The sequence below is a fragment of the Pseudactinotalea sp. Z1739 genome (assembly GCF_049725055.1).
Taxonomy (GTDB): Bacteria; Actinomycetota; Actinomycetes; order Actinomycetales; family Beutenbergiaceae; genus CALKWS01.
On the sequence record NZ_JBMPQA010000004.1, the window covers coordinates 47,161 to 69,971 of the forward strand.

At 70.4% G+C, this 22,811-nt stretch carries 21 protein-coding genes; 8 read left to right on the top strand and 13 right to left on the bottom strand.

Features of this window, described 5'->3' with window-relative positions; translation table 11 throughout:
- Positions 1-12: 12 nt before the first annotated feature.
- Genes ACO0LV_RS06405 through ACO0LV_RS06415 form a run of 3 tightly spaced genes read right to left on the bottom strand, consistent with a single transcriptional unit; the run spans position 13 to position 3,228 of the window.
- On the bottom strand, positions 13-1,407 hold the full coding sequence (locus tag ACO0LV_RS06405) for a hypothetical protein (RefSeq protein WP_424787046.1): 1,395 nt from the start codon (positions 1,405-1,407) through the stop codon (positions 13-15).
- Positions 1,404-2,294 (bottom strand): aldolase, encoded by an 891-nt coding sequence (locus tag ACO0LV_RS06410; protein WP_424787047.1) that lies wholly within the window; start codon positions 2,292-2,294, stop codon positions 1,404-1,406. The genes ACO0LV_RS06405 and ACO0LV_RS06410 overlap by 4 nt, the downstream gene beginning before the upstream one ends.
- Complete coding sequence (locus tag ACO0LV_RS06415; protein WP_424787048.1) at positions 2,287-3,228, bottom strand: PfkB family carbohydrate kinase; 942 nt, start codon at positions 3,226-3,228, stop codon at positions 2,287-2,289. Before ACO0LV_RS06415 ends, ACO0LV_RS06410 begins: the two co-directional genes overlap by 8 nt.
- Before the next feature lie 106 nt (positions 3,229-3,334).
- Here ACO0LV_RS06415 and ACO0LV_RS06420 point away from each other — a divergent pair, with 106 nt between their 5' ends.
- Positions 3,335-4,123 carry a DeoR/GlpR family DNA-binding transcription regulator gene (locus ACO0LV_RS06420; RefSeq protein ID WP_424787049.1) on the top strand — a complete coding sequence of 263 codons (789 nt, stop codon included), beginning with the start codon at positions 3,335-3,337 and terminating at the stop codon, positions 4,121-4,123.
- Positions 4,124-4,185: 62 nt separating this feature from the next.
- On the opposite strand, the gene ACO0LV_RS06425 is transcribed toward ACO0LV_RS06420, so the two are convergent.
- From ACO0LV_RS06425 to ACO0LV_RS06450, 6 genes are all read right to left on the bottom strand, one after another.
- On the bottom strand, positions 4,186-5,412 hold the full coding sequence (locus ACO0LV_RS06425) for an aspartate transaminase (RefSeq protein ID WP_424787050.1): 1,227 nt from the start codon (positions 5,410-5,412) through the stop codon (positions 4,186-4,188).
- 81 nt (positions 5,413-5,493) lie between these two features.
- Positions 5,494-6,174, bottom strand: a complete 681-nt coding sequence (locus tag ACO0LV_RS06430) for a histidine phosphatase family protein (protein WP_424787051.1) — start codon at positions 6,172-6,174, stop codon at positions 5,494-5,496.
- Positions 6,175-6,313: 139 nt separating this feature from the next.
- The gene (locus tag ACO0LV_RS06435) at positions 6,314-8,806 is read right to left on the bottom strand and encodes a beta-galactosidase (RefSeq protein WP_424787052.1); all 2,493 of its coding nucleotides are present in this window, start codon (positions 8,804-8,806) and stop codon (positions 6,314-6,316) included.
- Positions 8,807-8,885: 79 nt separating this feature from the next.
- Complete coding sequence (locus ACO0LV_RS06440) at positions 8,886-10,052, bottom strand: ABC transporter permease (protein WP_424787053.1); 1,167 nt, start codon at positions 10,050-10,052, stop codon at positions 8,886-8,888.
- Positions 10,049-11,215 (bottom strand): ABC transporter permease, encoded by a 1,167-nt coding sequence (locus ACO0LV_RS06445; RefSeq protein ID WP_424787054.1) that lies wholly within the window; start codon positions 11,213-11,215, stop codon positions 10,049-10,051. The genes ACO0LV_RS06440 and ACO0LV_RS06445 overlap by 4 nt, the downstream gene beginning before the upstream one ends.
- 1 nt (position 11,216) lies before the next feature.
- Positions 11,217-12,194 carry an ABC transporter ATP-binding protein gene (locus ACO0LV_RS06450; protein ID WP_424787055.1) on the bottom strand — a complete coding sequence of 326 codons (978 nt, stop codon included), beginning with the start codon at positions 12,192-12,194 and terminating at the stop codon, positions 11,217-11,219.
- A 230-nt stretch (positions 12,195-12,424) separates the two neighbouring features.
- Here ACO0LV_RS06450 and ACO0LV_RS06455 point away from each other — a divergent pair, with 230 nt between their 5' ends.
- Positions 12,425-13,402 (top strand): ATP-binding cassette domain-containing protein, encoded by a 978-nt coding sequence (locus ACO0LV_RS06455; protein WP_424787056.1) that lies wholly within the window; start codon positions 12,425-12,427, stop codon positions 13,400-13,402.
- Positions 13,399-15,054, top strand: coding sequence for an ABC transporter permease (locus ACO0LV_RS06460; RefSeq protein WP_424787057.1), 1,656 nt, complete (start codon positions 13,399-13,401; stop codon positions 15,052-15,054). The genes ACO0LV_RS06455 and ACO0LV_RS06460 overlap by 4 nt, the downstream gene beginning before the upstream one ends.
- 28 nt (positions 15,055-15,082) lie before the next feature.
- On the opposite strand, the gene ACO0LV_RS06465 is transcribed toward ACO0LV_RS06460, so the two are convergent.
- The 4 genes from ACO0LV_RS06465 to ACO0LV_RS06480 all read right to left on the bottom strand — a co-directional run bounded on the left by ACO0LV_RS06465 (position 15,083) and on the right by ACO0LV_RS06480 (position 19,966).
- Positions 15,083-16,099: a hypothetical protein gene (locus ACO0LV_RS06465; RefSeq protein WP_424787058.1), complete on the bottom strand. Its 1,017-nt coding sequence runs from the start codon at positions 16,097-16,099 to the stop codon at positions 15,083-15,085.
- A gap of 199 nt (positions 16,100-16,298) precedes the next feature.
- The gene (locus ACO0LV_RS06470) at positions 16,299-18,230 is read right to left on the bottom strand and encodes a heavy metal translocating P-type ATPase (RefSeq protein WP_424787059.1); all 1,932 of its coding nucleotides are present in this window, start codon (positions 18,228-18,230) and stop codon (positions 16,299-16,301) included.
- A gap of 169 nt (positions 18,231-18,399) precedes the next feature.
- Positions 18,400-18,921, bottom strand: a complete 522-nt coding sequence (locus tag ACO0LV_RS06475; protein WP_424787060.1) for a YbaK/EbsC family protein — start codon at positions 18,919-18,921, stop codon at positions 18,400-18,402.
- Positions 18,922-18,988: 67 nt separating this feature from the next.
- Positions 18,989-19,966, bottom strand: coding sequence for an AraC family transcriptional regulator (locus ACO0LV_RS06480; RefSeq protein ID WP_424787061.1), 978 nt, complete (start codon positions 19,964-19,966; stop codon positions 18,989-18,991).
- 110 nt (positions 19,967-20,076) lie between these two features.
- On the opposite strand from ACO0LV_RS06480, the gene ACO0LV_RS06485 reads away from it, so the two are divergent.
- From ACO0LV_RS06485 to ACO0LV_RS06505, 5 genes are all read left to right on the top strand, one after another.
- The gene (locus tag ACO0LV_RS06485; RefSeq protein WP_424787062.1) at positions 20,077-20,976 is read left to right on the top strand and encodes an NmrA family NAD(P)-binding protein; all 900 of its coding nucleotides are present in this window, start codon (positions 20,077-20,079) and stop codon (positions 20,974-20,976) included.
- 185 nt (positions 20,977-21,161) lie between these two features.
- The gene (locus ACO0LV_RS06490) at positions 21,162-21,311 is read left to right on the top strand and encodes a hypothetical protein (RefSeq protein ID WP_424787063.1); all 150 of its coding nucleotides are present in this window, start codon (positions 21,162-21,164) and stop codon (positions 21,309-21,311) included.
- Between the two features lie 104 nt (positions 21,312-21,415).
- Positions 21,416-21,673, top strand: a complete 258-nt coding sequence (locus tag ACO0LV_RS06495; protein WP_424787064.1) for a type II toxin-antitoxin system Phd/YefM family antitoxin — start codon at positions 21,416-21,418, stop codon at positions 21,671-21,673.
- Entirely contained in the window at positions 21,670-22,059 is a 390-nt protein-coding gene (locus ACO0LV_RS06500) for a type II toxin-antitoxin system VapC family toxin (RefSeq protein ID WP_424787065.1), read from the top strand. Before ACO0LV_RS06495 ends, ACO0LV_RS06500 begins: the two co-directional genes overlap by 4 nt.
- Before the next feature lie 152 nt (positions 22,060-22,211).
- Positions 22,212-22,790, top strand: coding sequence for a DinB family protein (locus ACO0LV_RS06505; protein ID WP_424787066.1), 579 nt, complete (start codon positions 22,212-22,214; stop codon positions 22,788-22,790).
- The last annotated feature ends 21 nt before the right edge of the window (positions 22,791-22,811 follow it).

Here is a 22,811-nt window from a genome sequence, read left to right on the forward strand (position 1 = left end):
ACTGTTGGTTTCTCACCATTCGATGACGGGGATATTGAGGAGATCGGCAGCAGCACGTAGTTGCGGCCGAACGTCGGTCCAGGCAAGGACCGTGTGGTGGGGGAAACCGCCGGTGACGAGCCCGTGCACGAATTCACTGGCATCGGTGTCCAGGCGGACATCGGCGGTGTTGCCCTGGAACCGGTTCGGCCCGGGCAGTGACTGCCCGCTGCCGATCAGTAGGCGCAAGCCCTCGCCGGCGAGGTCTTCGGTGAACCGGGCCATGATCACCGGCCCGGTGCGCAGGGGGAAGTTGCCGGCCACGCCGATCTTGCGGTTGCAGTGCACCGACTGGACGGCGTTGGCAGGGTCGGCAGCCAAAGTGGTGGCCGCCGAGCCGCAATGCCAGAACCGCACCACGTTGCGTCCGGTGTCCAGGTCCACGGTGTCCACCAAGTAACTCATCCCCGCCCCGAGGGCCTGCAACGTCAACATGGTGGCCGCGCCGTAGACATCCCGTTCACACTGGGTGGGTACGCCTTCGCCGGCCAGGCGGGACAGTGATGAGCACGGGCACACCCCGACGCGGGTGGGGAACTCCGGCCAACAGCGCACCGCGACCGAAGCGAGGTCGTGTGTGCCGGACCATTCCCGCAGCGCCACCGTGATGGCGGCGTGCTTGCTCACCTCGGTCGGGTCCAGGTCATCCAGGCTGGGCTGGGCTGCGACGGCCGCACGGAACTCCTCGTGCTGCGCTTCCGACCCGACCGCCTCGACCCGGGCGAAGGCCTCGTCGATACTCAACTGCTGCACCCGCAGCCCGAATACCTGGGTCAGCAAGTCCGGGTCGTACTCACTGGGTGTGAAACCCGGTGGCGGATCGCCGATCACGCCGATACTGCGCCCGTGCAGGGACGCCAGAGCGGTGCGCACCGCCTCGGTATCGGCGCGTTCACCGGCCGCGCTCGGCAGAGCCGGTGCGGGCGGGAGGTCACCGGTGAGTGCCGCCTGCAGGGCACGGCGGACCTGGTCCTCCTCGGGATCACCGTAGAGGAGTCGGACCTGCCCCCCGGAGCGGGCCAGCGCGTGGCCGAACAGGTTGGCACCGCAGAGCGAGTTCAGCCACAACCGGTCGCCGACAGGGCCGGGTTCCCGGAAGGCCCACAGCAGCACGGGTACCTGCTGGTCGGCATAGAGCTGCAGTGCCGGGTTGGCGTCGGAGAAGGACGCACAGACGTTGATCACCAGGTCCGCGCCCTGGAGATGCCCGGCGGCGGCCCCGATGTCCTCGGGCGTCATCACCAACTCCCGGGGCCCGCGCACCTGCGCACCGAGTTCGGTCAGCAGCGCCCGGGCCTGATCGGCCCGCTGCTGGGCGACGTCGACGGCGAACGTCGGCCTCGCCGTCGGGATCATGGCGACCTTCATGCTGCCTCCCCGACCACGTCGTCGACGATCTCGCCCAGGTGCTGCAGCCGGGCGACGGCCGCCGTCCGCAGGTCCGCTTCGACGTCGGGTGTTGCGATGCTGGAGGCCCACACCGCCCGTCCCGCGAGGAAGCCCGAGGCCCCTTCGGTGCACGCCAACCGAACCGCGGTGGGGAACGCGTCCTCGGGGACCCCGCTGGACAGCACCACCCAGGGCGAGTCGACCGCGGCCGTGATCTCGGCGCACCGGCGGCGGATCTCCTCGGGTGCGCCCTGACCGTGCAGGGGCACCTCACCCTTGTACAGGTCCGCGCCGAGCGAACCCAGTTCGCGCGCCGCGGCGAGCACCCCGGCGTCCCAGTCCCAGGTGCTACCCGAGACCGGTGCGCGGGAAAGCGGTTCGATGATGCTGAGCAGACCGGCGTCGTGGCAACGGCCGATGAACTCCTCCACCATCGCGATCCGTTCCCGGGGCTCGGTGTCGGGCCGGTAGATCACCAACAGTTTCATCGCCCGAGCGCCCTGGTCGCGCACCCGCACCGGATCCACCTGGTAGTCGATCGTGACGTTCCCGACCAGTTCGCCATGGGCGCTCTCGAAGTGATCCGCCGCCGCGATCAGGGCGCACCGCTCATCGACCACTCCGGCCTGCACGATCGGCTCCCAGCCGAACTGACGGTCGATCAGCACCGCCGAGGCGTGCGGGGAGAGGATTCTGGCGGCGGCGATCTTGAAGTCGGTCACGTCCTGGTCGCTGACCGGGCCCCGGGTGTGTTCGGCGAACATGCCCCGCAGCGCCTCGCGCTGGTCAACGGCCAGCATCGCGAAAGCACCGGAGGGTCGTTGCAGGTCGCTCAAGTGGGGTGGGGCGGTCGTCGGCTCAGCCATCAGCGGGGGCCTCCTCAGGCACGGTGGTGGTGCGGGAGGCGAGTGCCGCCAGCACGTCGTGGTGGGTGGGGATGGCGCTGCGGCCATCCACCGCTGCGCAGGACAGGGCGGCAGCGATGTTGGCATAGGCCATGGCATCGGGCCGGGGCAGTCCGCGGTGCAGCGCGGAGACCAGCGCGCCGTGGAACACGTCCCCGGCGCCCAACGTGCTCACCAGCGGGGCTGGATGGGCGGGGGCGTGCACCAGGTTGCCGTCGGCGTCGAGCCCTACGCATCCGCGGGCACCGTCGGTGGCGACGACGCTGCGGGCACCGTCGTCGAGGGTGCGTTGCAGCAACTCCGGGGCCGGTGCGCCGCGGTACTGGCGGCGCAGTGCCTCCAGGGTGGGGGCGTACAGGTCCACTCCGGTGGGGTCGAAGTCCTCGATCGGGTTGCCACCATCGACCGACAGGCGCGGGTGCTGCTCTGCCGGCAGTTCCTGCAGGTAGCGGCGCACCGGCGCCCAGCCCATCTGGTCGACGTGGATCCAGATGGCGCCGTCCAGCAGTTCCGCGGCAGCCTCGCCGATGCGCGGGCGGGTGGCCGGTCGGTTCACGATCGCCCGGGTGTGCCGGACCGGGTCCACCAGCACCACACTGGCCGCCGAGCGGACACCGGGGGTGATCTGCACACCACGGACGTCGACACCTTCGTCCTGCAGGTCGGACAGGATCTGCCGGCCCTCGGTGTCGTCACCGACGGTGCCGATCATCGCGACGCTCGAGCCCAGCCGCCGGGCGGCGACCGCCGCCGTCGCCGCCGGACCTCCGCCGGCGAAGACCACATCCTGGGCGACCTGCCGCGAATCGGGTGCAGGGAACTGCTCGACCACCGCGATGGCGTCGTAGGTGAGCACCCCGACACAGACGATGTCTGCGGTGTTCCCAGCATCCATGCCCACTCCTCACCATTGAATGAGGCAAACTCAACACGCGAGTGTTGAATAATCAACACGTCCATCTTTGCGAACCGGCATGATGTCTGTCAAGGAGTGATGCCACATGACCGAACCGACCACGGCCAGGAGCCTGCCCGGGGCCGAGCGTCGCGCCCGCATCATGGAACTCCTCAGCGTGCACGGCTTCCAGAAGGTGACCGACCTGGTCGACCTGCTCGGAGTCTCCGACATGACCGTGCGACGAGACCTGCGCAAACTGGCCGCAGCAGGGGAACTGCGGGTGGTCCACGGTGGCGCCAGCCTGCTGCACGCGACCCTGCGCACCCCAGACTTCACCAGCCGGGGAGCTCATCAGCGGGCAGCCAAGCAGCGAATGGCACAGGCAGCCCTGGGGCTGATCAAGCCCGGCGCCACGATCGCCTTCGATGCCGGGACGACCGCGTTCGAACTCGCCGCGGCCCTACCCCCCACGTTCTCCGGGTGCGTGATCAGCCACTCGGTGCCGGTGCTGCAGCACATGCTCAACTTCCCGCACCTCCGGGTGATCGGACTGGGCGGTGAACTCCTGGTGGACAGTCAGGCATTTGTCGGCGGGCAGACGGTGGCAGCCCTGGCGAACCTGCACGCCGATGTGCTGTTCATCGGCGTCGCGGCGCTGCGCAGGTCGGGGATGTACGTTGCCACCGACCAGGAGCGCCCCACCAAACAGGCACTGATGCAGGCGGCCGGCCGGGTAGTGCTGCTGGCCGACCATTCCAAGTTCGATGCCGCCGCGCCGGTGCTCCTGGGCGAGCTGGACCAGGTGGACGTGCTCGTGACCGATCGACCGTTGCAGCCGCCACTGTCGCAAGCGTTCGCCGAGGCACGGGTGCAGGTTCTCACCGCAACCTGACCACTCGGCGTCATCAGTCGCGCCACCGACCACCGGCGCCTACTGCGGGCGCGTCCCCCCGCTCACTGCAGCCGTGCCACCGCCGCAGCGATCGCCGCGATACCGTCCTCGATGGTGTCCAGGTCGGTGGCATAGGACATCCGGAAGAACGGCTCGGCGCCGAAGGCTGAACCCTGGATCACCGCCACGCCTGCCTCCTCCAGCAGGTACAGGGTCACCTCTTGATCATCGGTCAGTTCCGCACCCTGCGGCGTGCGCCGCCCGAGCAGGCCCTCGCAGTCCAGGAACAGGTAGAACGCTCCGTCCGGCTCGATCGGGTTCAATCCGTCGACATCGGCGATGAGTTCCAGGGCGCGGTCGCGGCGCTGACGGTAGGCGCGGACGGTCTCGGCGACGAAGGACTGATCCCCGGTCAATGCCGCCACGGCACCGGCCTGGGAGATCGAGGACGGGCACGTCGACGTCTGGGATTGCAGCAGGTTGATCGCCCCGATGAGGGCAGGGTCGCCAACGGCGTACCCCAGGCGCCACCCCGTCATCGCGTAGCTTTTCGACACGCCGTTGACGGTCAGGACCCGGGACCGGATCGAGGGTGCGGCCGCGGCCAGCCCGAGCAGGGGCTGGTCGGTGAAGGTGATGTCATCGTAGATCTCATCGCTCAGCACCCAGACGTGGGGCGCCTCCTGCAGGACTGCGGCCAGGGCGTGCAGTTCGGCTCGCGTGTAGGCCACGCCTGTCGGGTTGCTGGGACTGTTCAGGATCAACCAGCGGGTGCGCGGGGTGATCGCCTCCCGTAGTTGTGCCGGCGTGATCTTGTACCGGTCCTGCGCCTGGGTCTGCACGATGACGGGAGTACCGTCGTTGGCGCCGACCATGTCCGGGTAGGAGACCCAGTAGGGGGTCGGGATGATGACCTCGTCACCGGCATCGAGGGTGGCGCTGAACGCCAGGTAGATGACCTGCTTGGCCCCTCCGCCCACGGTGATGGAGCCATCGGGGTAGGAGATGCCTGAGGTGCGCTCCATCCGCTCCCGAATCGCAGCCCGCAGTTCGACCGTGCCATTGACCGAGGTGTACCTGGTGTCGCCCGCGTGCATTGCGCGAGTGGCGGCGTCCTTGATGTGCTGGGGTGTGTCGAAGTCCGGCTGGCCGACGGTGAAGTCGAAGATCCGGTTCCCGGCAGCCTTCAGTTCCCGTACTCGCGCAGCAGCGGCGGTGCTGGGGGACTCCTTGATCCGCCGCACCCGGTCAGCCGGTGTGAACGGTGCGGCAATGTGGGTGCCCGTCATCGGGAAACTCCTGGGTGTTGGTCTGGAACGGCTGCTGCGCGAACAGGGTAGCCGGTGCCCGCCGGCCCGGTGCCAGAAAGCTCAGGCCTTCCCCTCGACGGCATCCTCGGGCGCCTCCCGGCCGGCCGGGCCGTCGCCGGCCGGGGCACTGACGCGGTCCCCGCCCAGGGCCAGGTTCTCCCAGTAGTGGGCCCACCAGCCCTGGTCCACGCTGCCCTCCAGCACGATCGCGCCGGTGTTGCTGATCGGGTTGTGCGTGGCGTACTCGCCGCTGATGTTGGCCGCCCGGGCCGCGGACCAGGAGCGCATGATCGCCCCGTGGGTGAACATCACCGCGGTCCGCACCCCATCGGCCGCGGCTTCGGCGAACACCTGGTCATAGCGGTCCCAGACCTCCTCCCCGCTCTCTCCGCCGGGCACGGTCAGGGTCGGGTCATCGGCCCAGCCGAAGATGGTGCCCAGGTAGGCCCGGATCGCCTCGTGGTCCCCACGCATCTCGAACTCACCGGCACTGATCTCCCGCAGCCCCTCGTGCACCCGGAATTCCGCGTCGCGCTGGGCCAGCAACGGCTCCGCCGTCTGCTGGGTGCGCACCAGGGTGGAGGCGTAGACGACGTCGATGTCCTCATCGACCAGGCTGCGCGGCACCGCGGCAGCCTGCTTGCGGCCCAGTTCGGTCAGGTCGGCACCCGGTTCCCCGGTGTCCAACAGGTCGGCCACGTTGGAGGGGGTCTGGCCGTGGCGGATGAGGATCAATCGCATGCCTTCATCATCTCCCGAAAAGGTTGACCGAGTCGTGGCCCACCGGTGAGCATCCGGTGCACACAGGTCGGCCCCGGGTAGGGAGGCACCCGATACTCGCTCTCGCCGTCGCCCTCGCCCTCGCCCTCGCTCGAGCCGATCAGTCCGGGAGGGACAGCGCGACGCGGGCGACGCGGACCAGATCGACCGAGGTCACCGAGATACCGTCGGCAACATCGCGGACCGCCGGATCCACCCACACGCCGGTCTCGGCGCGCCAGGGCAGGAGCTCCAACTCCAGGCCCTGGCGCGTCACCACCTCGCGGTGCTCGGTCAGGTCGATGTCCCACACCCTGCCGTGCCAGAAGTTGTCGCTGACCACCTGGCCATCGATCACCGCGCGGCCCACGTCACCGGTCCAGTTCACGCGCAGCAGCGCCCGGTCGACGTCCTCCAGGAGGTCGCCGGGGATCCGCACGGGCACGGCGGCGGCCCCGGAGAAGTCGGTCGGGGCGCTGAGCCGGTTCATCGGCCCACCGGTCCGGGGCGCGGGCGGGCTGGGCGCGGTCGGACTCAGGTCCGAGGCGATCCGAAGGGTGCCCACAGCGAGGGTCGACAGGCGCCACGTGGCCCAGAGCGAGCCGTGCGCGGCCTCGGAGTCGCGCGCCAGGAGAGCGGGCGGTGCCGTTACGCCGGGCTGCGTCGCGGCGCCGGTGGGTGCCGTGGGGCCGGACCCCCACGTGCCCGGTGCGACCTGCAACGCCGCCGGGGCGGGCAGCACCGAGATCGACGCCGAGTCCACCTCGGTGTCGGCCACCAACTGCCCGTCCAGGGCGTACACCGGCACGTCGGCGAGCACGAGTCGGTCCCGGCCGCCCAGATCCAGACGGTACAGCCGGTTCGCGGCCTGCTCATCCAGCACCACCACCCGGATGCCGGGAAGGTCCACCACCGTCTCGGGACCCGGTGGGGCATCGAGCGTGACCACGGTCGCGGCACCCTCCCGCCGCGCTGACCCGGCGCCGCCCACGGGGATGTCGCCGTCGTCGGCTCCCTGCTCCCTGCCACCGGTCCGTTCCAGGACGAGTTCGACCGGCACGCCCTCGGTCGCACTGAGGACCACCACCTCACCGGCGTCGTCGCTGATCCGGGTGAGCAGTTCCGCCGTCGCGCTGCGCAACCGGAGGTGATCGGTGAGGGGGTAGCGCACCGGCCACGCCACCGAGATGCCACGCGGCAGGTCGACCGGCTCGGCGGGAACGTTGACGACGTCGTCGTCGAACTCGATGCTCACCCGGAAGCCGGGCTGGGCGGCGATGGGCTGCTTCGGCGGCTGGTAGGTGCTGCAGAACAGGTAGCCGCGCCGGCCGTCCGAACGCACCGCCCAGCGCAACTCCTCCGGGTCCTCGCTGCCGCCACCGATGCTGGTGGTCATGGTGGCCAGCGCCGTCCCGTCGGTGGCCAGCCACAGGTGCTGGCGCCGCAGGGTGTGGTGGTGGGCCCTGATCTGGCCGTGCTCACCGATCGGGGCGTTGAAGTCGTAGCTCCGGGTCGGCACGTCATTGGGGTAGCCGGTGGCGTGCGACTCCTGCTCCGGGCCGGCAGCACCCGCCCGCTGGGTGCCCCCGGCGTACATGTAGTAGCCCTGCCAGATGGAACCGCTGCCGATCTTGGCCAGTGCCAGGGCGGTGACGTCCTGGGCGCTGACCAGGGGACGGCGGTGGTAGGCCACGTGCATGCCGCCACCGAGCTCACAGGTGGCGAACGGCAGGTCCGCCGCGTCGGTCCGCGGTGCCGCCGCAGCACCGGTGATCCCGTCGAGGGCCTCGCGCAGGTCGGCACCGACGGTGAGGTCATCGCGCACCTCCCCGTAGCGGAAGTGGTGCTGGGCGAAGGGGGGCCACTCCGTGGTGGTCTCGGCCCAGAATCCGTCGGCGTAGGCGCTGTAGACCGGCAGCAGCGTGCCGGGAACCTCGGCTCCGCCCCAGCCGGTCACGGTCCAGATCGGCACCTGCAGACCGAGGTCTTCGGCGATCCTGCGCAGCGTGGCCAGGTGCTCGGGCTGGTCGTAGAGCTCGTTCTCGATCTGCACACCCACCACGGGTCCGCCCTCGGCGTGGGTGAGGCCGGTGAGCTGGGTAATGACCTGGGCGTAGAGCCGGCGCGCCAGTTCGAGGTAGGCGGGGTCGTTGGTGCGGGTGGGCAGGTTCTGCGCGATGAGCCAGTCCGGGAACCCGCCGTACCGGGCCTCGCCGTGGGCCCAGGGCCCCATCCGCACGATCACCTCGAGGCCGTGCCGGCGGGCCAGGTCGATGAAGGCGCGCAGGTCCCGGTTACCGTCCCAGCGGAACCGGCCCGGATCGGGTTCGTGCGCCTGCCACAGCACGTAGCAGGCCACCGAGGTCAGGCCCCCGGCCCGGGCGTGCCCGAGGGTCTGGGACCAGCGCTCGCGGGGCAGGCGGGCATAGTGCACCTCCCCGGTCACGGGGAACCAGGGACGGCCGCCGCGCTCCAGCCAGCGGCCGGTGACCTCGATGCGGTCCGGCGCCTCCGGGGAGCTGCCCATCGGCGGGTGGCCGCGGCGGGGTGGCCGGGGAGCGGTCACGCGCAGGTGGCGGGCGGTTCGGGCGGGAACGGGGGTGTCGGTGGGCATCCTTCGCGATTGTGCCACGGGCGCGAGCGCGGGCTCCGTCAGGCCCGGAACGGTCCCGGGTCGGCAACGCGTGGCGCGCCTACATCGCCCGGGAGACGGCCCGGCGCAGCGCCACCGCGCCGAGGGCGATCAGCACCGCCGCCATCGCGGCCAGCACCCCGAGCTGCGGGGCGATGTCGGCCACCCCGCCCCCATGGCGCTGGAGTTCGGCGAAGGCCTCATACCCCCAGGCGTGCGGGGTGGCGTGGGCCACGGTGCGCAGGGTTTCCGGGAACAGGTCCAGGGGGAACATCAACCCACCCAACGCGGCCAGCACCAGGCCCAACCCCACCGAGACCCCGGTGGCGGCGCCCTCGTGGTCGATCAGCGCCCCCAACAGCATCGCCGTCCCGGTGGCCACCGCCCCGAACACGGCCACCAGCACCAGTGCCGCGGCGAGGTTGCCGAAGTCCACGTCGAACAGCACCATGCTCGCCACCATGATGTAGCCGCCCTGGACGAACGCGATCACCCACCGGCCCAGCACCTGCCCACCGATCGCCGCACCGGCCGAGACCGGGGAGACCACCACCCGGGCCTGCACTCCCAGGCGCCTGGACTGGATGAGCGTGACGGCACTGGACAGGGTGGACAGGAACACGAACAACAGCAGCATGCTGCCCGCCTCCAGGTCGAACCGGCCCAGCCCGGCGAAGACGTTGGTCTGGCCGCCGGCATCGGTCACGGTCAGGCTCACCGGCGCCACCGCCTCCCGGGCCCCCACCAGGGCCGCGTCGGCCTCCTGCGGCGGTACGCCCGCCTGCGTCAGGGCCGCCACCTCCGCACGCGGCCCGGTCAGGGTGCCCAGCGCGGTGAGCACCCGTTGCTGCACCATCGGGGCACCGGCACCGGAGGCAGCGATCATCTCGATCTGACCGGGCTGTCCCGAGGCGTAGTCGCTCTCCGCCTCCGCATCGATGTACAGGCCCACCTCGGCTCGCTCTCGGGCCACCTCGGTGCGCATCTCCTCGGCGCCGGCGACACCGTCGACCTCGGTGCCGGTGCGCTCCAACTCCTCGGCGAGCCCCTGGCGCAACTCCCCGCCGGCGCCGGTGATGACCACCCGGCCCTGGTCGGCCCCGCCTCCGAACTGCAGGCCGAGCACGAACACCAGCAGCATCGGGAAGATCAGCATGAAGAAGATGTTCGACCGGTCCCGCACGAAGCGGCGCAGTTCGGTTCCGGCGATGGCCAGCACGGCCCTCACAGTTCCGCCCCCCGGTCCGGCAGTAGTCGCGAGGCAACCGCGGCGATCACGGCGAAGCCCACCATGGTGGCCAACGGCACGCCAAGATCAGAGAACTGCCCGCCGCCGGCGACGATCCCCAGCCCGCGCGTGAACGCCCCGATCGGGTTCAGTTCCAGCAATGTGCCGGCGATCCCGCCCGAGGCGATCTGGAAGAAGGCGCCGCCGAACATGCCGAGCACGACGGCGAGGATCGCCTGGGTGACGCCGGCTTGCTCTGCGGTGCGGGCCAGCCGGGCGACGACGAACATCAGCGACGTGGCCGCGGCCACCACCGCGAGCACCAATACGGCCACCAGCGGGACCGAGCCGAAGGAGACATCGAACATCCACCCGCCCACCGTGAGGAGCACCCCCGTGGCCCCGACGCCCAGCACGTACGCCGAGATCGCCTTGCCCGCCACGATCACTCCGGGCCGCATCGGCATAGACCGCAGCCGCACCAGGGTGCCCTGCTCGCGCTCGTTGATCAGTGACAGCACCCCGAAGCCCACCGTGAACAGCAGGAACAGCCCCGCCTGCCCCGCCACCATGGTGCCGCCACCGTCGAGTTGTTCACTGGCGGTGCGTCCCTCGATGGTGGTGACCGCTTCGGGCGCCTGGGCCACCGACTGGGCCACCATCGCCAACTCCTCATCCGACAGGCCCAGTTCGGCCCCGGCCCGGGTGGCCGTCGTCACCGAGGTGAACCGCTCGGCCACCGCCTGGGTCACCGAGATGACGATGTTGGTCTGCAGTCCGGCGGCCTCGCCCTCGATCACCTCCACAGTCGCCTGGTCGCCCTCGGCCACCGAGGCTGCGTCGCCGCCGTCGACGACGATGCCCAGGTCCGCGCTGCCATCGCGCACCAGCGGGCGTACCTGATCGGCACCGACCTCATCGACATTGATCTCGAAGGCGTCCACCCGCCCCAGGGTGGCGATCACCGCCCGGGCCAGGTCGTCGTCGGCGGCCGCCGTGATCGCCACGGCGGTCGGCTCGAACTCGATGTCCTCGGCGCCGGAGAAGACCAGGTTCATCACGAACATCAACGCGATCGGCACCACGAGGCCGAAGATGAGCACCGACTTGTCCCGGACGCGCTGGCGCAGATCCGCCGCCGCCAGAGTGAGCAGTTGGCTCATGTCAGTCCCGCAGCGCCTTGCCGGTCAGGTGCAGGAACACCGATTCCAGGTTCGGCCGGGAGATTCCCACATCGTCCAGTTCCATCCCGGCCCTGCCGGCGGCGGTGACCACCGAGGCCACCGCGGTGGGGGCATCGCGCACGTGCAGGACCAGGTCGCGACCGTCGGCCACCACCTGCTCCACGGCCGGTAATGAGAGCAACTGCTCAGCCGCGGCGGCCACCGCGCCGGTGCCGACCAACCGGATCTCGTCGAGTTCGCCGATGAGACGGATCAGTTCGCTTCGGGTGCCCTCGGCCTGGACCTTCCCGGCGTCGATGATGGCGATCCGGTCGCACAGCCGCTCGGCCTCCTCCATGTAGTGGGTGGTGTAGAGCACCGCCATGCCCTCGGTGGACAGCGCCTCCACCGATTCCAGGATCGCGTTGCGCGACTGCGGGTCCACCCCCACCGTCGGTTCGTCCAGGATCAACAACGAGGGCCGGTGCAGCAGACCGATGCCGATGTTCAGGCGGCGTTTCATCCCGCCGGAGAACTTCTTGGTGGCCTCTTTGGCGCGGTCGGCCAGCCCGATCAGGTCCAACACCTCATCGATCCGTCCACGCAGGTCCTTGCCGCCCATGCCCTGCAGACGGCCGAAGAAGGACAGGTTCTCCCGGGCGTTGAGTTCGGGGTAGATGGCCAGGTCCTGGGGCACCAGGCCCAGGTGGGCCTTGGGGGCCACCCGGTTCGGGCCCATCACCTTCCCGGCGATGCGCACCTGCCCGGCGTCGGCGCGGATCAGCCCGGCGGCCATCGAGATCGTAGTGGTCTTCCCGGCCCCGTTGGGCCCGAGCAGCCCGTAGGTCTCCCCGGGGTCGATGTGGAAACTCACCCCGTCCACGGCGGTGAGGTCGCCGAACCGGCGCACCAGGCCCTCGGCCTGCAACACCGGGCCTGCGATGGACGCGGCGCTACGCACGGCGGTGGTCTGAGTCATGACGGCTCCTCGTCCTGGCAACGTCCTGCGGTTCAGCTGGGACGGCCAATGCCCAGCCTGCCACGGGCGCGTCCCCGTATGGACGGGATTACCCTGGACAGTGCGCTGAACGCCCGTTTAGGCTACTGACCGTGCGATCAACCCGCTGGCGCGCTCTCGTCGCATCGCGCTTGCCTTGCACGGGGGCCAGCGCCCCGCCGCCTTCGTCCATCGATCCCGGGAGACCCCCGATGAACCCAGCCATCGAGATCCGCAACCTGGTCAAGACGTTCGGCCCGACCCGGGCCCTGGACGGGGTGGACCTGACCGTCCAACCCGGGCAGGTGCACGGCTTCCTCGGCCCCAACGGCGCCGGCAAATCCACCACCATCCGGGTCCTGCTGGGCCTGCTGCGCCCCGATTCCGGCACCGCCACGGTGCTGGGCGGGGACGCCTGGTCCGACGCGGTGACCCTGCATCACCGGTTGGCCTACGTGCCCGGCGATGTCTCGCTGTGGCCGAACCTGACCGGCGGAGAGGCGATCGACCTGTTCGCCCGCCTGCGCGGCACGGCCGACCGGCACCGCCGCGATGACCTGATCGAACGTTTCGACCTGGACCCCACCAAGAAGGGCCGCACCTACTCCAAGGGCAACCGGCAGAAGGTCGCGATCGTGGCCGCCCTGGCCGCCGACGTGGAACTGCTGGTGCTGGATGAGCCCACCTCCGGTCTGGACCCGCTGATGGAGGCCGTCTTCGCCGAGGTCATCGCCGAGGAGAACGCCAGGGGCCGGACCGTGCTGCTGTCCAGCCACACCCTGGCCCAGGTGGAGAAGCTCTGCGAGCACATCTCCATCATCCGCTCCGGGCGGATCGTGGAGTCCGGATCCCTGGCGCAGATGCGTCACCTGATGCGCACCACCGTTGATGTGGTCACCGCAGGCCCGGTGGACCTCAGCGGGGTGGCGGGCGTGCACGACCTGGCCGACGACGACGAGGGCGCGTTGCGTATGGACGTCGACACCGAGCACCTCGATGAGGTGATCGGACACCTGCACGCCGCCGGGATCCGGTCCCTGCAGGCGCACCCCCCGACTCTGGAGCAGTTGTTCATGCGCCACTACGGCAGCGCGGAGGCCGGCGTCGAGGGGGCCGCAGACGACGCCGCAACCGCACGCACCGGCGCGGGAACCGGCACCACCGGCGACCTCAAGGCTGCGGACCGATGAGCGCCGCGACCGCTACCCGTCCTGCCCCGTCCGCCCCGCCGACGCCGGCGCGCACCGGGGAACTGCGCGGCCTGGGAACCCTGGTGCGATTCGCGCTCCGCCGTGACCGAATGCGCCTTCCGATGTGGATCCTCGGCATCCTGCTGGCCACCGTGGGCACCGCCGTGAGTTTCCCGGCCTCCTACCCCGACGCCGAGGCCCGCGCCGGCGCGCTGCTGACCATCGACAATCCCGGCACCACCGCCCTGATCGGCGCAGTGTACGGCGACGGCGACTACACCTACGGCATCATCACCGGCCACAACCTGCTGGTGCTGATCTCCGCGATCGTGGCGCTGATGTCGATCTTCACCCTGGTACGACACACCCGCGCCGAGGAGGAGTCCGAACGGCTCGAACTGGTCCGCTCGGGCCCGGTGGGCCGCTTCGCTCCCGCCGCGGCGGCGATGATCGTGGTGATCGGGACGAACCTGATGCTGGCCCTGGCGCTCGCGCTCGGCCTGGGATCGCTGGGGATCGAGACGGTGACCTGGGCGGGCTCGTTCGTGTTCGGTGCCGCAGCGGGATCGGTGGGCCTGGTCTTCGCCGGGATCGCCGCCGTGACCGCGCAAGTGACGGAGAACGCCCGCACCGCGTCCTCGGCCGCGGGGCTGGTGCTGGCTGCGGCCTACGTGGTGCGGGCCCTGGGCGATGTGAGCAACGAGACGCTCTCCTGGTTCTCCCCGCTGGGCTGGGCCCAGGCCACCGAGCCCTACTACGCCGATGACTGGGCGCCGCTGCTCCTCCCGGTGGGAGCCGCCGTCGTCCTGCTCGTCATGGCGGTGGCGCTGAACCGCCGCCGTGACGTGGGCGCGGGCGTACTGGGAAGCCGTCCCGGGCCGGCGCGCGCCGGGGCCGGGCTGCGCGGTCCGTTCGGGCTGGCGTGGCGGTCCAACCGCGGCACCCTGATCGGCTGGACCGTGGGCCTGGGCGTCTTCGGACTGCTGTACGGCCCGGTGCTGTCGGAGGCCTCGACCTACCTCGATGACCTGCCGATCATGGCCGAGTTCATGCCGGACATCGACGCCTCGGGTGAGGAACTCTTCGCCGCGATGGTGCTCCTGGTGGGCGCGATCCTCTGCGCGGTCCCGCCGTTGCAGGTGGTGTTGCGGCTGCGCGGTGAGGAGACGGCCGGCCGGGTCGGGCCGTTGCTGACCACGCCACTGCCGCGGTGGCGCTGGCTCGGAGCCAACCTGATCCTGGCGGTGCTCGGCGGGGCGTGGCTGCTGGCGGTGCTGGGGTTCAGCATCGGCCTGGGTGCCGGGTACTCGATGGAGGACTACTCCTGGGTGGGCACCAGCACCATCGCGGCGGTCTCCTACCTGCCGGCGGTCGCCGTCGCCATCGGTCTTGGTGCGCTGCTGTTGGGGTGGGCGCCGCGGGCCGCGGCGTGGTCCTGGGCGCTGGTGGGCTTCGCGGTGGTGGTGGCCTACTTCGGTGGCATCCTTGACCTGCCGCAGTGGCTGATGAACGGCTCCCCGTTCGAGCACGTGCCCGAACAGCCCGCGTTCGACTTCGACGGCCGGCCGCTGGGCTGGCTCAGCCTGGTGGCGGTGGCGTTGTCGGGTGCGTCGCTGGTGGGCATCCGTCGCCGCGACGTCCAGGAAGCCTGACCCTCCCCGGCCCCCGGTGCCCGGTCGGTTACGCAACCGGTGTGGGGGTATCTGCCCGCTCACGCTTGGTATCGGCGCGGGCCTCGGGCGCCGTCCGGCACTCCTCGACGAACCGCAGGGCCCCACCGATCGCACCACCGAGTGCGCTCAACGCGATGAACAGGAGGGCGAGCGCCTCATCCGGTGTGAATCCGGCGTGACCCCAGTCGTCCGGGCCGATCAGCAGCGCGTTGACGAGGCCGGTGAGCGCATCCGTGAAGACCACAGCGGTGCCGACGAAACCCAGAGCCAGCCATCGGCGGCGCAGTCGGTCTCCACGGCTCAGTTCAGCCAGGGCCAGGCACGCACCGATCGCGAATGCACCCAACAGGGTGAGCATCACGCGCTGCCCGGTGGACGGGTCGGGGAACCTGCCACCACCGGTGACGGCCCACCCCCAGTTCAAGATGGCATAGCCCAGCCCGGCCGGGATGAAGATCCAGCCCAGCAGGTTCTGTAGCGGACGGGTGTGACCGGCGCCGTCGTGGGCGCGGCCACCGGAGAGCAGCATCTGCCAGCGCTCACGCGCGTAGAACACCAGGCCCGTGCCGAGCAGGACCGCTTGCAGGACGAAGCCGCCGTAGACCACGGCGAACACCCAAGGCTGCAGGACGTCATCGACCAACGGGCTACCTCCTCCTGAGAGCAGTTGGACGGCCGAGCCGAGGACGAAGCCCCCGGCGACCGGCGCGAGCAGGCCGGCTGCGATCCACAGCGGGAAGGCGATCAAGAACGCGGGGATGCGCCGGCCCACCGGATGGACCAGCAGGATCGCGATGGCGACGGCCACCATGTCCAGCAAGCCTGTGGCGGTGTTGGCCGCGATCGTGGTTCCAGCGAAGTCGGAGCTGTTCGCCCCGATCCCCCAGCCCGAGACCCAGGCGATCTTGAGCAGGATGTAGGGCAGGCAGGCAAGGATCGTCGCGAGGCAGATGCGCTTCCGGAACCGGGCGAGTCGCACCGGGTCGGTGGTCAGACGGGGCCGCGCAGTCGTAGTCGTGGTCATGTGACCCAGCGTGAGGGCAGGGAGGGTCCGCAGGCCTCCCCCGTCGTGGGGAGGCCGTTCCCCCGCACGGGTGGTTCTGGACCGGCAGCCCCGGGCATGACCAGAGCCGGACGGATGGGCTGGTGGGTCCCATCCGCCCGGCCTGGCGGGGTCTGGCTCGGGGGCGTCGCCGTGAGGTTCGACCCCGGGTCGTGGTGGGTTAGGCCGCCTGGGGCGTCTTGACCACGGGCTGCTTGGCGGCTGGAGCCGTCGGGCCGGCCGCGGCGCGGCGCTTCTTGCGCAGCAGCCGCATCGCGTTGACGATCACCACCAGCACCGAGGCCTCGTGGACCAGCATCCCGATCGCCATCGTCACACCGCCGGTGAAGACACCCACCATCAGCGCGGCCACCGTGGCCAGGGCGATCACAATGTTCTGACGCATCACCCGCACGGTGCTCTTGGCCAGGCCGATCGCCTCCGGCAGCCGGGACAGCCGGTCACCCATCAGGGCGATGTCGGCGGTCTCGATGGCGACGCCGGTTCCGGCCGCCCCCATCGCCACACCGATGTCGGCGGTGGCCAGGGCGGGAGCGTCGTTGACGCCGTCGCCCACCATCGCCACGGTGTAGCCCTGCTTCTGCAGGTCGGCCACCGCTTGGAGCTTCTGCTCCGGTAGCAACCCGGCGCGCACCTCATCGATCCCGGTGGCCTGACCGATGGCCTGGGCCACCAGCGGGGCGTCCCCGGTGAGCATCACCACCTTCTTCACACCGGCGGCGTGCAGGTCGGCCACCATCTGCGCGGCCTCGGCACGGACCGTGTCGGCCACCGCGACCACACCGAGAACGGCGTCGTCCACGGCCACGATCATCGGCGTGCGGCCCTGGGCGGCCAGGTCCTCGGCAGCGTCCTCGGCACCCACGGTGTCAGCCACGCCGTACTGGGTCAGCAGGGCGGCGTTACCGATGAGCACCCTGCGGCCGTGGGTGGTCGCGGTGATGCCCTTGCCGGGCACTGGCTCGGTGTGCTCGGGCAGGCCCGGGGTGGACAGTCCCTCGGCAGCGGCAGCCTCCAGGACCGGACGGGCCAGGGGGTGCTCGGAGCCGGCCTCGGCCCGAGCGGCCCAGGTCAGCACCTCGTCGCGGGTGGAACTCGGGTCGAGCACCACCACGTCGGTCAGTTCGGGGCGACCTTCGGTGAGGGTGCCGGTCTTGTCCAGCGCCACCGCGTCGATCTTGGCCGAGTTCTCCAGGTACTCCCCACCCTTGATGAGGACGCCGTCGCGGGCCCCGCGGCCGATGCCGGCCACGATCGTGACGGGGATGGAGATGACCAGCGCACCGGGGCAGGCGACCACCAGCAGGGTCAGCGCCAGCACCACGTTGCCGGTCAGCAGGCCCACCGCGAGCGCCAGCACCATGATCGCCGGGGTGTAGTAGGTGGAGAAGCGGTCCATGAAAGCCGCGGTCTTGGCCTTGGCGTCCTGGGCCTCCTCCACCCGGTGGATGATCCGGGCCAGGGTGGTGTCGGCACCGATGCCGGTGGCGCGCACCTGCAGGAAACCGCCACGGGAGATGGTGCCGGCGAAGACCTGGTCTCCGTGCGCCTTCTCGGCCGGGATGGACTCACCGGTGATGGAGGCTTCGTCCAAGGCGCCGTTGCCGGCGATCACCTCACCGTCGACGGGCACCTTGGCACCGTTCTTGACCAGCACGGTCTCGCCCTCGAGCACCTCGTGGGCCGGGACCTCCACCTGCTGCCCGTCGCGCATCACCACGGCCACGTCCGGGGCCACGGCGACCAGTTCGGCCAGCGCCGAGCGGGTCTTGTTCATCGTGCGCGCCTCCAGGGCGTGCCCGATGGCGAACAGGAAGGTCACCGCGGCGGCCTCCCAGTACTCGCCGATGATCACCGCACCGGTGGCGGCGATGGAGACCAGCAGGTCGATGCTGATGTTCTTGACCATCAGCGCCCGCACGGCCTTGGCGGCGATCGGTACCCCGGCGACCACCGCAGCGGCCACCATGAGCAGATCGCCCACACCGTCCAGGCCCATGGCCCGGGAGGTGAAGAACGACATCAGAATGAGCAGACCGGACACCGTGGGAACCATCCACGGCCCGTTCCACCACTTGCGAATCATGGTCATCGTCGTGTCCTTTACAGTCGCTGCCCCGCCCATTTCCTGAGGCCTGATAAGAACGTACGGAAACGGCGCGCAAACGACCTTGACCCCGGTCAAGTCCGGCCCGGGCATGCTGATAGCCGACGACGACGCCCCCGGGCCCGCCGGGGCGTATCGAAGGTGCGCGGTAGCGTCAGCGCACCCGACGCACCTGCCCCCCGGTGGAGCGCACCAGGTCCGCGAAGGTGATCGAGAGCATGGTGAAGTCGTCACCACCGCCCGCCCACAACTGCTCGTGGGTGGCGAGGTCCTCATCGATCACGGTCCGCACCGGCGCCGGGTGGCCGAAGGGCGCGACCCCGCCGACCTGCTGGCCGGTGTGGGCCAGCACGAAGTCGGGACCGGCCCGGCGCACCTTGGCATAACCCAGGTCAGTTGCCACCTTGGCGACATCAACGCGGTGGGCGCCGCTGGCGATCACGAGCAGCGGTTCGCCGTCGGCCTCGAAGATGAGGGAGTTCGCGATCTGGGCAACCGTGCACCCCAGCGCCTGAGCAGCCGCCGCAGCGGTGGGCACGTGCTCGTCCAGGCGGACCAGGTCGAACCGCACGCCGGCGCCTTCGGCGGCGGCTCGTACCCGCAGGACCGGGTCGGACTCACCGCCGCGTCGTGGGTCGGTGCCGGGTTCGGTTCCGGTGGCGGGTTCGGTGTTCATCGCTCGATGCTAGCGGCCGCACCGCAGCCACTCGGAGGCGTCGCACCCATCACCCCGGGCGGCCTACCTAGCCGGTCCCTGCACGCACCGGCGCCCCCCGGCCCCGCCGCACCGCCCCGGGTGTCTGGCCGGTGCTTCGGGTGAAGGCACGCGTGAATGCGGCGGCCGAGCCGTACCCGGATTCCGCGGCGACCTGGCTGACGCTGGCCGTGCCCTCGCGCAGTCGCGCGTGCGCGAGGTTCATCCGCCACCGGGTCAGGTAGCCCATCGGCGGCTCCCCCACCCGTTCGGTGAATTCGGCCGAGAACACCGAGCGCGACATCCTGGCCTCCCGTGCCAGCGCGGCGAGTGTCCATGCGCGTCCCGGGTCGCGGTGGATGGAGACCAGGGCCCGGCCCAGGTGCTCATCCTGCAGCGCGCTGAGCCACCCGCGGTGCGCGGCCGGGTCGCGGGCGAGCCAGGTGCGGATCGCCTGCACCACCACGATGTCGGCCAAGCGGGTGGTCACCGCCTCACCGCCGGGGCGCAGGTCGGCCAGTTCGGTTGCCATCATCCGCACGATCTCGTGCACCGGCGCGGCCTGTGGGTCGATGCCGGCCTGGATGTGCAATACGGCAGGCAGGTGGCGCAGCAGTTCCCGGGCGGCGGGTTCGTCGAACCCGACGATGCCGCACAGCAGCAGCGACGACGACCCGGCGCCCCCGTAGGTCAGCACCGAGTAGTGCTCGCTGAGGTAGCGCTGCGGGAGCAGGTCCACCCAGCCGGCGGGGCCTGCCCCGGGACTGCTGGCGATGGTGTGCCCGCGCGCGTGCGGAACCACCGCGAGGTCACCGGGCCGCAACGCGATGTCCTCCTCCCCCGGAACCTGCAGCACCGCCGAGCCGGCTGTGAGCACGTGAAAGCTCAGGGTGTCGGCGAACGCGGGCACCTCCAGTGCCCACGGCTCACGCAACTCGTTGCGGCAGTAGAAGGTCCCGCGCATCCGCAGCAGGTGCAGCGCATCGCCCAAGGGGTCCGAGGGTGCCCAGGAGGGGGAATCGACCATGGTGCGATCGTCGCACGAGTGAGTCCGATCGTCCTGCTTCTCCGGACGAACAGTCAAGGATTGCGGCACTTCGGCTATTTCTCATCCGGCTCGTAGTTCATAACGTGATCATGCAATCAACTCAGCGCACAGAAGGGCACACCATGTACGTGATCTCAGGAGCCACCGGACGGGTCGGATCGGCCATCGCAGACCGCTTGCTCGAGAACGGCTCACCCGTGCGGGTCCTCGTCCGGCGCCCGGCCTCAGCCCAACACTGGGTGGATCGAGGCGCGGAAGCCGTCCTCGTCGACCTGGCCGACCAGGCCGGACTCACGGGGGCGCTACAGGGTGCCGCCGGGTTCTTCACCTTGCTGCCGTTCAATCCGATGACGACGGACTTCCGGGGCTACATGACGGCCCTGATCTCCTCGATCACCGAGGCGGTGGTCGACGCCCGCGTCCCGCATGTGGCACTGCTGTCCTCGGTCGGGGCTCACCTGCCCGAGGGCACCGGACCGATCGCGCCGTTGCATCACCTCGAGAACGCACTGCGCTCGACGACGGCGACCGTCACCGCGGTGCGCCCGGTGCACTTCCAGGAGAAGATCACCGACGTCCTCGATGCCGCCCGGGAGCAGGGCATCTACCCGGTCTTCGCCGGGTCCGCCGACGTGCCGGTGCCGATGGTGGCCACCCGAGATGTCGGCGCCGTCCTGGCCGAGGCGCTGCTGTCGCCCCCGCGGCGCAGCGAGACCATCGCCCTCACCGGTCCCGCCTACCGCGAGCGGGAGATCGCCGAGATCCTTGCCAGGCTGCTCGATCGCGAGTTGGAGGTGATGACACTGCCCAGGGCTGCGTGGAAGGACACGATCCTGGCCGCGGGCGTCTCGGCCGAAGCCGCCCAGATGCTGGTCGAGCTGCACGAGGCCGGCGACACCGGTCGTCTCGTCCCGCACGGAGACCGCACGGTGCACGGCACAACCGGGATCGAGCAGACGCTCGCCGGGCTCGTCGCGGTGCCCATCTGATGAGCGTGACCCGAAAGTAGGCGCCCCCCGGCCCCCGGCCGCCCGGCCGCCGGTGAGGTGGTGCGGCTGCGCTCGCTGCTGCGCTCTTCTTCGACCGGCCGGGCCCGCTAGGGACGGACGGTTGCAATGCGGCAGCAGACCGTCCGGAATCGTTTCTAGTGTGGTGGAGAACGGAAGGAGTGGCCATGGAACCGTTCCTCAATGCCGCACTGGGAGTGCACGTCGTCCGCGCCCCGCAGGATCCGCCGGAGTGGGACCTGATCCATCCGAGGGATCGCACCAATGTCGCGAACCGCCGCATCGGACGACCTCGGCGTGGTGACGTGCCCGGCTGAGGCGCGTAGCCCCCCGTGGGTGGATGCCGGCACCTCGGACGAGTTGAGAATCGGTTCGGCTGTCAGCTTAGCCAGGCTTAGCCAAGCCATCTAGGATACGCGGCATGCAGGTCAACGTGCATGAGGCGAAGTCTCAACTTTCACGACTGATCGAGGCCGTTCTGGCGGGCGAGTCGGTCACGATCGCCCGCGCGGGTAAGCCGGTGGTGGACCTCATCGTACACCGGGGCCCAGACGTCACCATCGGGGTTGCGGGATGGGAAGGCTTCCGGGCCGACCCTGCTGTCTTCGATGGCTCCGACGCCCAGATCGCGGATCACTTCTACGGCGAGCCCGCGCCCGACGGCGAGCCCGCGCCGTGAACGGTGTGCTGCTGGACACCAATGCGCTCCTGTGGGTGCTCGCGGGCGACCCGCAACTCGGCACCGGTGCGAGGGCGCACCTCACCACCTCGACTTCGCCCCGCTTCTCCTCGGCATCGGTGCTGGAGATCACCATCAAACAGATGCTAGGCCGCCTCGAGGTACCGGGTGAGGTCGCAGGCGCTGCCGCAGCGGCCGGTCTGGTCGAGCTCCCGTTCCGCTCCCACCATGCCTCCGGTTTGGAGGAGTTCCCCGATCTGGCCAGGCACGACCCGTTCGATCGCATGCTCTTGTCCCAGGCCCGGCACGAGGACCTGCTCCTGCTGACCTCTGACCGCCAACTGCTGGAACTCGGTATCGATCGGGTCATCGACGCCCGCCGCTGACCCGCGGCCCCTCGGCGCTCCCTCCGCGCTCCCTCCGCGCTCCCGCGGGAGCGTTCGCCCCCGTACCTCCGGGCGCTGCCGGTAGCCGTCGAAGGCACGGCCGCGGCTATTGCGTTGCCACCGGCCCGCTGAGCCCTGTTAGCGTCCGGGCCATGAGTGAGAACGCTCCCGTTCGCTGGACGCAAGCCACGGTCTATGCCGACATGTGGGTCGACCCCGACCAGGATCCCCGTGGCAACGTCGCGCCTGACGGCGAGTTGCCAACGCTGCTCTACTACCTCGGCCATTACCGCCTCACGCTGGGCATGAAGTGTGAGGGCCTCGACGCCGACCAGCTCGCGCGGCGATCGGTACCGCCGTCGACGCTGTCACTTCTCGGCCTGGTCCGACACATGGCCCGCGTGGAGCAGTCCTGGGGCTCCCGGGTCCTCGGTGGCGAGCCCGTGCAGCCGGTGTTTGCCGGTGACGGCGAGGATCCCGAGTTCGACGGCGCGATCCCCGACCGCACGGTCGTGACCGAGGCTTTCGCGCGATGGGAGGAGCAGATGGCAGGGACCGACGCCGCCATCGCCCGGTTCGACGATCTCGGCGAACGGGTACCGCTGCCGCGTCATGGTGGTCAACAGGTCGCTGTCCGGGACGTCCTGGTGCACCTGATCGAGGAGTACGCACGCCACTGCGGACACGCGGACCTGCTGCGCGAGTGCATCGACGGACGCGTCGGGCAGTGACGACCCACCATTGACGACCGC

What these genes read in the sequence shown, in the direction of transcription:
- ACO0LV_RS06405 (WP_424787046.1), bottom strand. Translation starts at nt 1,407, where the DNA reads ATGAAGGTCGCCATGATCCCGACGGCGAGGCCGACGTTCGCCGTCGAC.
- ACO0LV_RS06410 (WP_424787047.1), bottom strand. Translation starts at nt 2,294, where the DNA reads ATGGCTGAGCCGACGACCGCCCCACCCCACTTGAGCGACCTGCAACGA.
- ACO0LV_RS06415 (WP_424787048.1), bottom strand. Translation starts at nt 3,228, where the DNA reads ATGGATGCTGGGAACACCGCAGACATCGTCTGTGTCGGGGTGCTCACC.
- ACO0LV_RS06420 (WP_424787049.1), top strand. Translation starts at nt 3,335, where the DNA reads ATGACCGAACCGACCACGGCCAGGAGCCTGCCCGGGGCCGAGCGTCGC.
- ACO0LV_RS06425 (WP_424787050.1), bottom strand. Translation starts at nt 5,412, where the DNA reads ATGACGGGCACCCACATTGCCGCACCGTTCACACCGGCTGACCGGGTG.
- ACO0LV_RS06430 (WP_424787051.1), bottom strand. Translation starts at nt 6,174, where the DNA reads ATGCGATTGATCCTCATCCGCCACGGCCAGACCCCCTCCAACGTGGCC.
- ACO0LV_RS06435 (WP_424787052.1), bottom strand. Translation starts at nt 8,806, where the DNA reads ATGCCCACCGACACCCCCGTTCCCGCCCGAACCGCCCGCCACCTGCGC.
- ACO0LV_RS06445 (WP_424787054.1), bottom strand. Translation starts at nt 11,215, where the DNA reads ATGAGCCAACTGCTCACTCTGGCGGCGGCGGATCTGCGCCAGCGCGTC.
- ACO0LV_RS06450 (WP_424787055.1), bottom strand. Translation starts at nt 12,194, where the DNA reads ATGACTCAGACCACCGCCGTGCGTAGCGCCGCGTCCATCGCAGGCCCG.
- ACO0LV_RS06455 (WP_424787056.1), top strand. Translation starts at nt 12,425, where the DNA reads ATGAACCCAGCCATCGAGATCCGCAACCTGGTCAAGACGTTCGGCCCG.
- ACO0LV_RS06460 (WP_424787057.1), top strand. Translation starts at nt 13,399, where the DNA reads ATGAGCGCCGCGACCGCTACCCGTCCTGCCCCGTCCGCCCCGCCGACG.
- ACO0LV_RS06465 (WP_424787058.1), bottom strand. Translation starts at nt 16,099, where the DNA reads ATGACCACGACTACGACTGCGCGGCCCCGTCTGACCACCGACCCGGTG.
- ACO0LV_RS06470 (WP_424787059.1), bottom strand. Translation starts at nt 18,230, where the DNA reads ATGACCATGATTCGCAAGTGGTGGAACGGGCCGTGGATGGTTCCCACG.
- ACO0LV_RS06475 (WP_424787060.1), bottom strand. Translation starts at nt 18,921, where the DNA reads ATGAACACCGAACCCGCCACCGGAACCGAACCCGGCACCGACCCACGA.
- ACO0LV_RS06480 (WP_424787061.1), bottom strand. Translation starts at nt 19,966, where the DNA reads ATGGTCGATTCCCCCTCCTGGGCACCCTCGGACCCCTTGGGCGATGCG.
- ACO0LV_RS06485 (WP_424787062.1), top strand. Translation starts at nt 20,077, where the DNA reads ATGCAATCAACTCAGCGCACAGAAGGGCACACCATGTACGTGATCTCA.
- ACO0LV_RS06490 (WP_424787063.1), top strand. Translation starts at nt 21,162, where the DNA reads ATGGAACCGTTCCTCAATGCCGCACTGGGAGTGCACGTCGTCCGCGCC.
- ACO0LV_RS06495 (WP_424787064.1), top strand. Translation starts at nt 21,416, where the DNA reads ATGCAGGTCAACGTGCATGAGGCGAAGTCTCAACTTTCACGACTGATC.
- ACO0LV_RS06505 (WP_424787066.1), top strand. Translation starts at nt 22,212, where the DNA reads ATGAGTGAGAACGCTCCCGTTCGCTGGACGCAAGCCACGGTCTATGCC.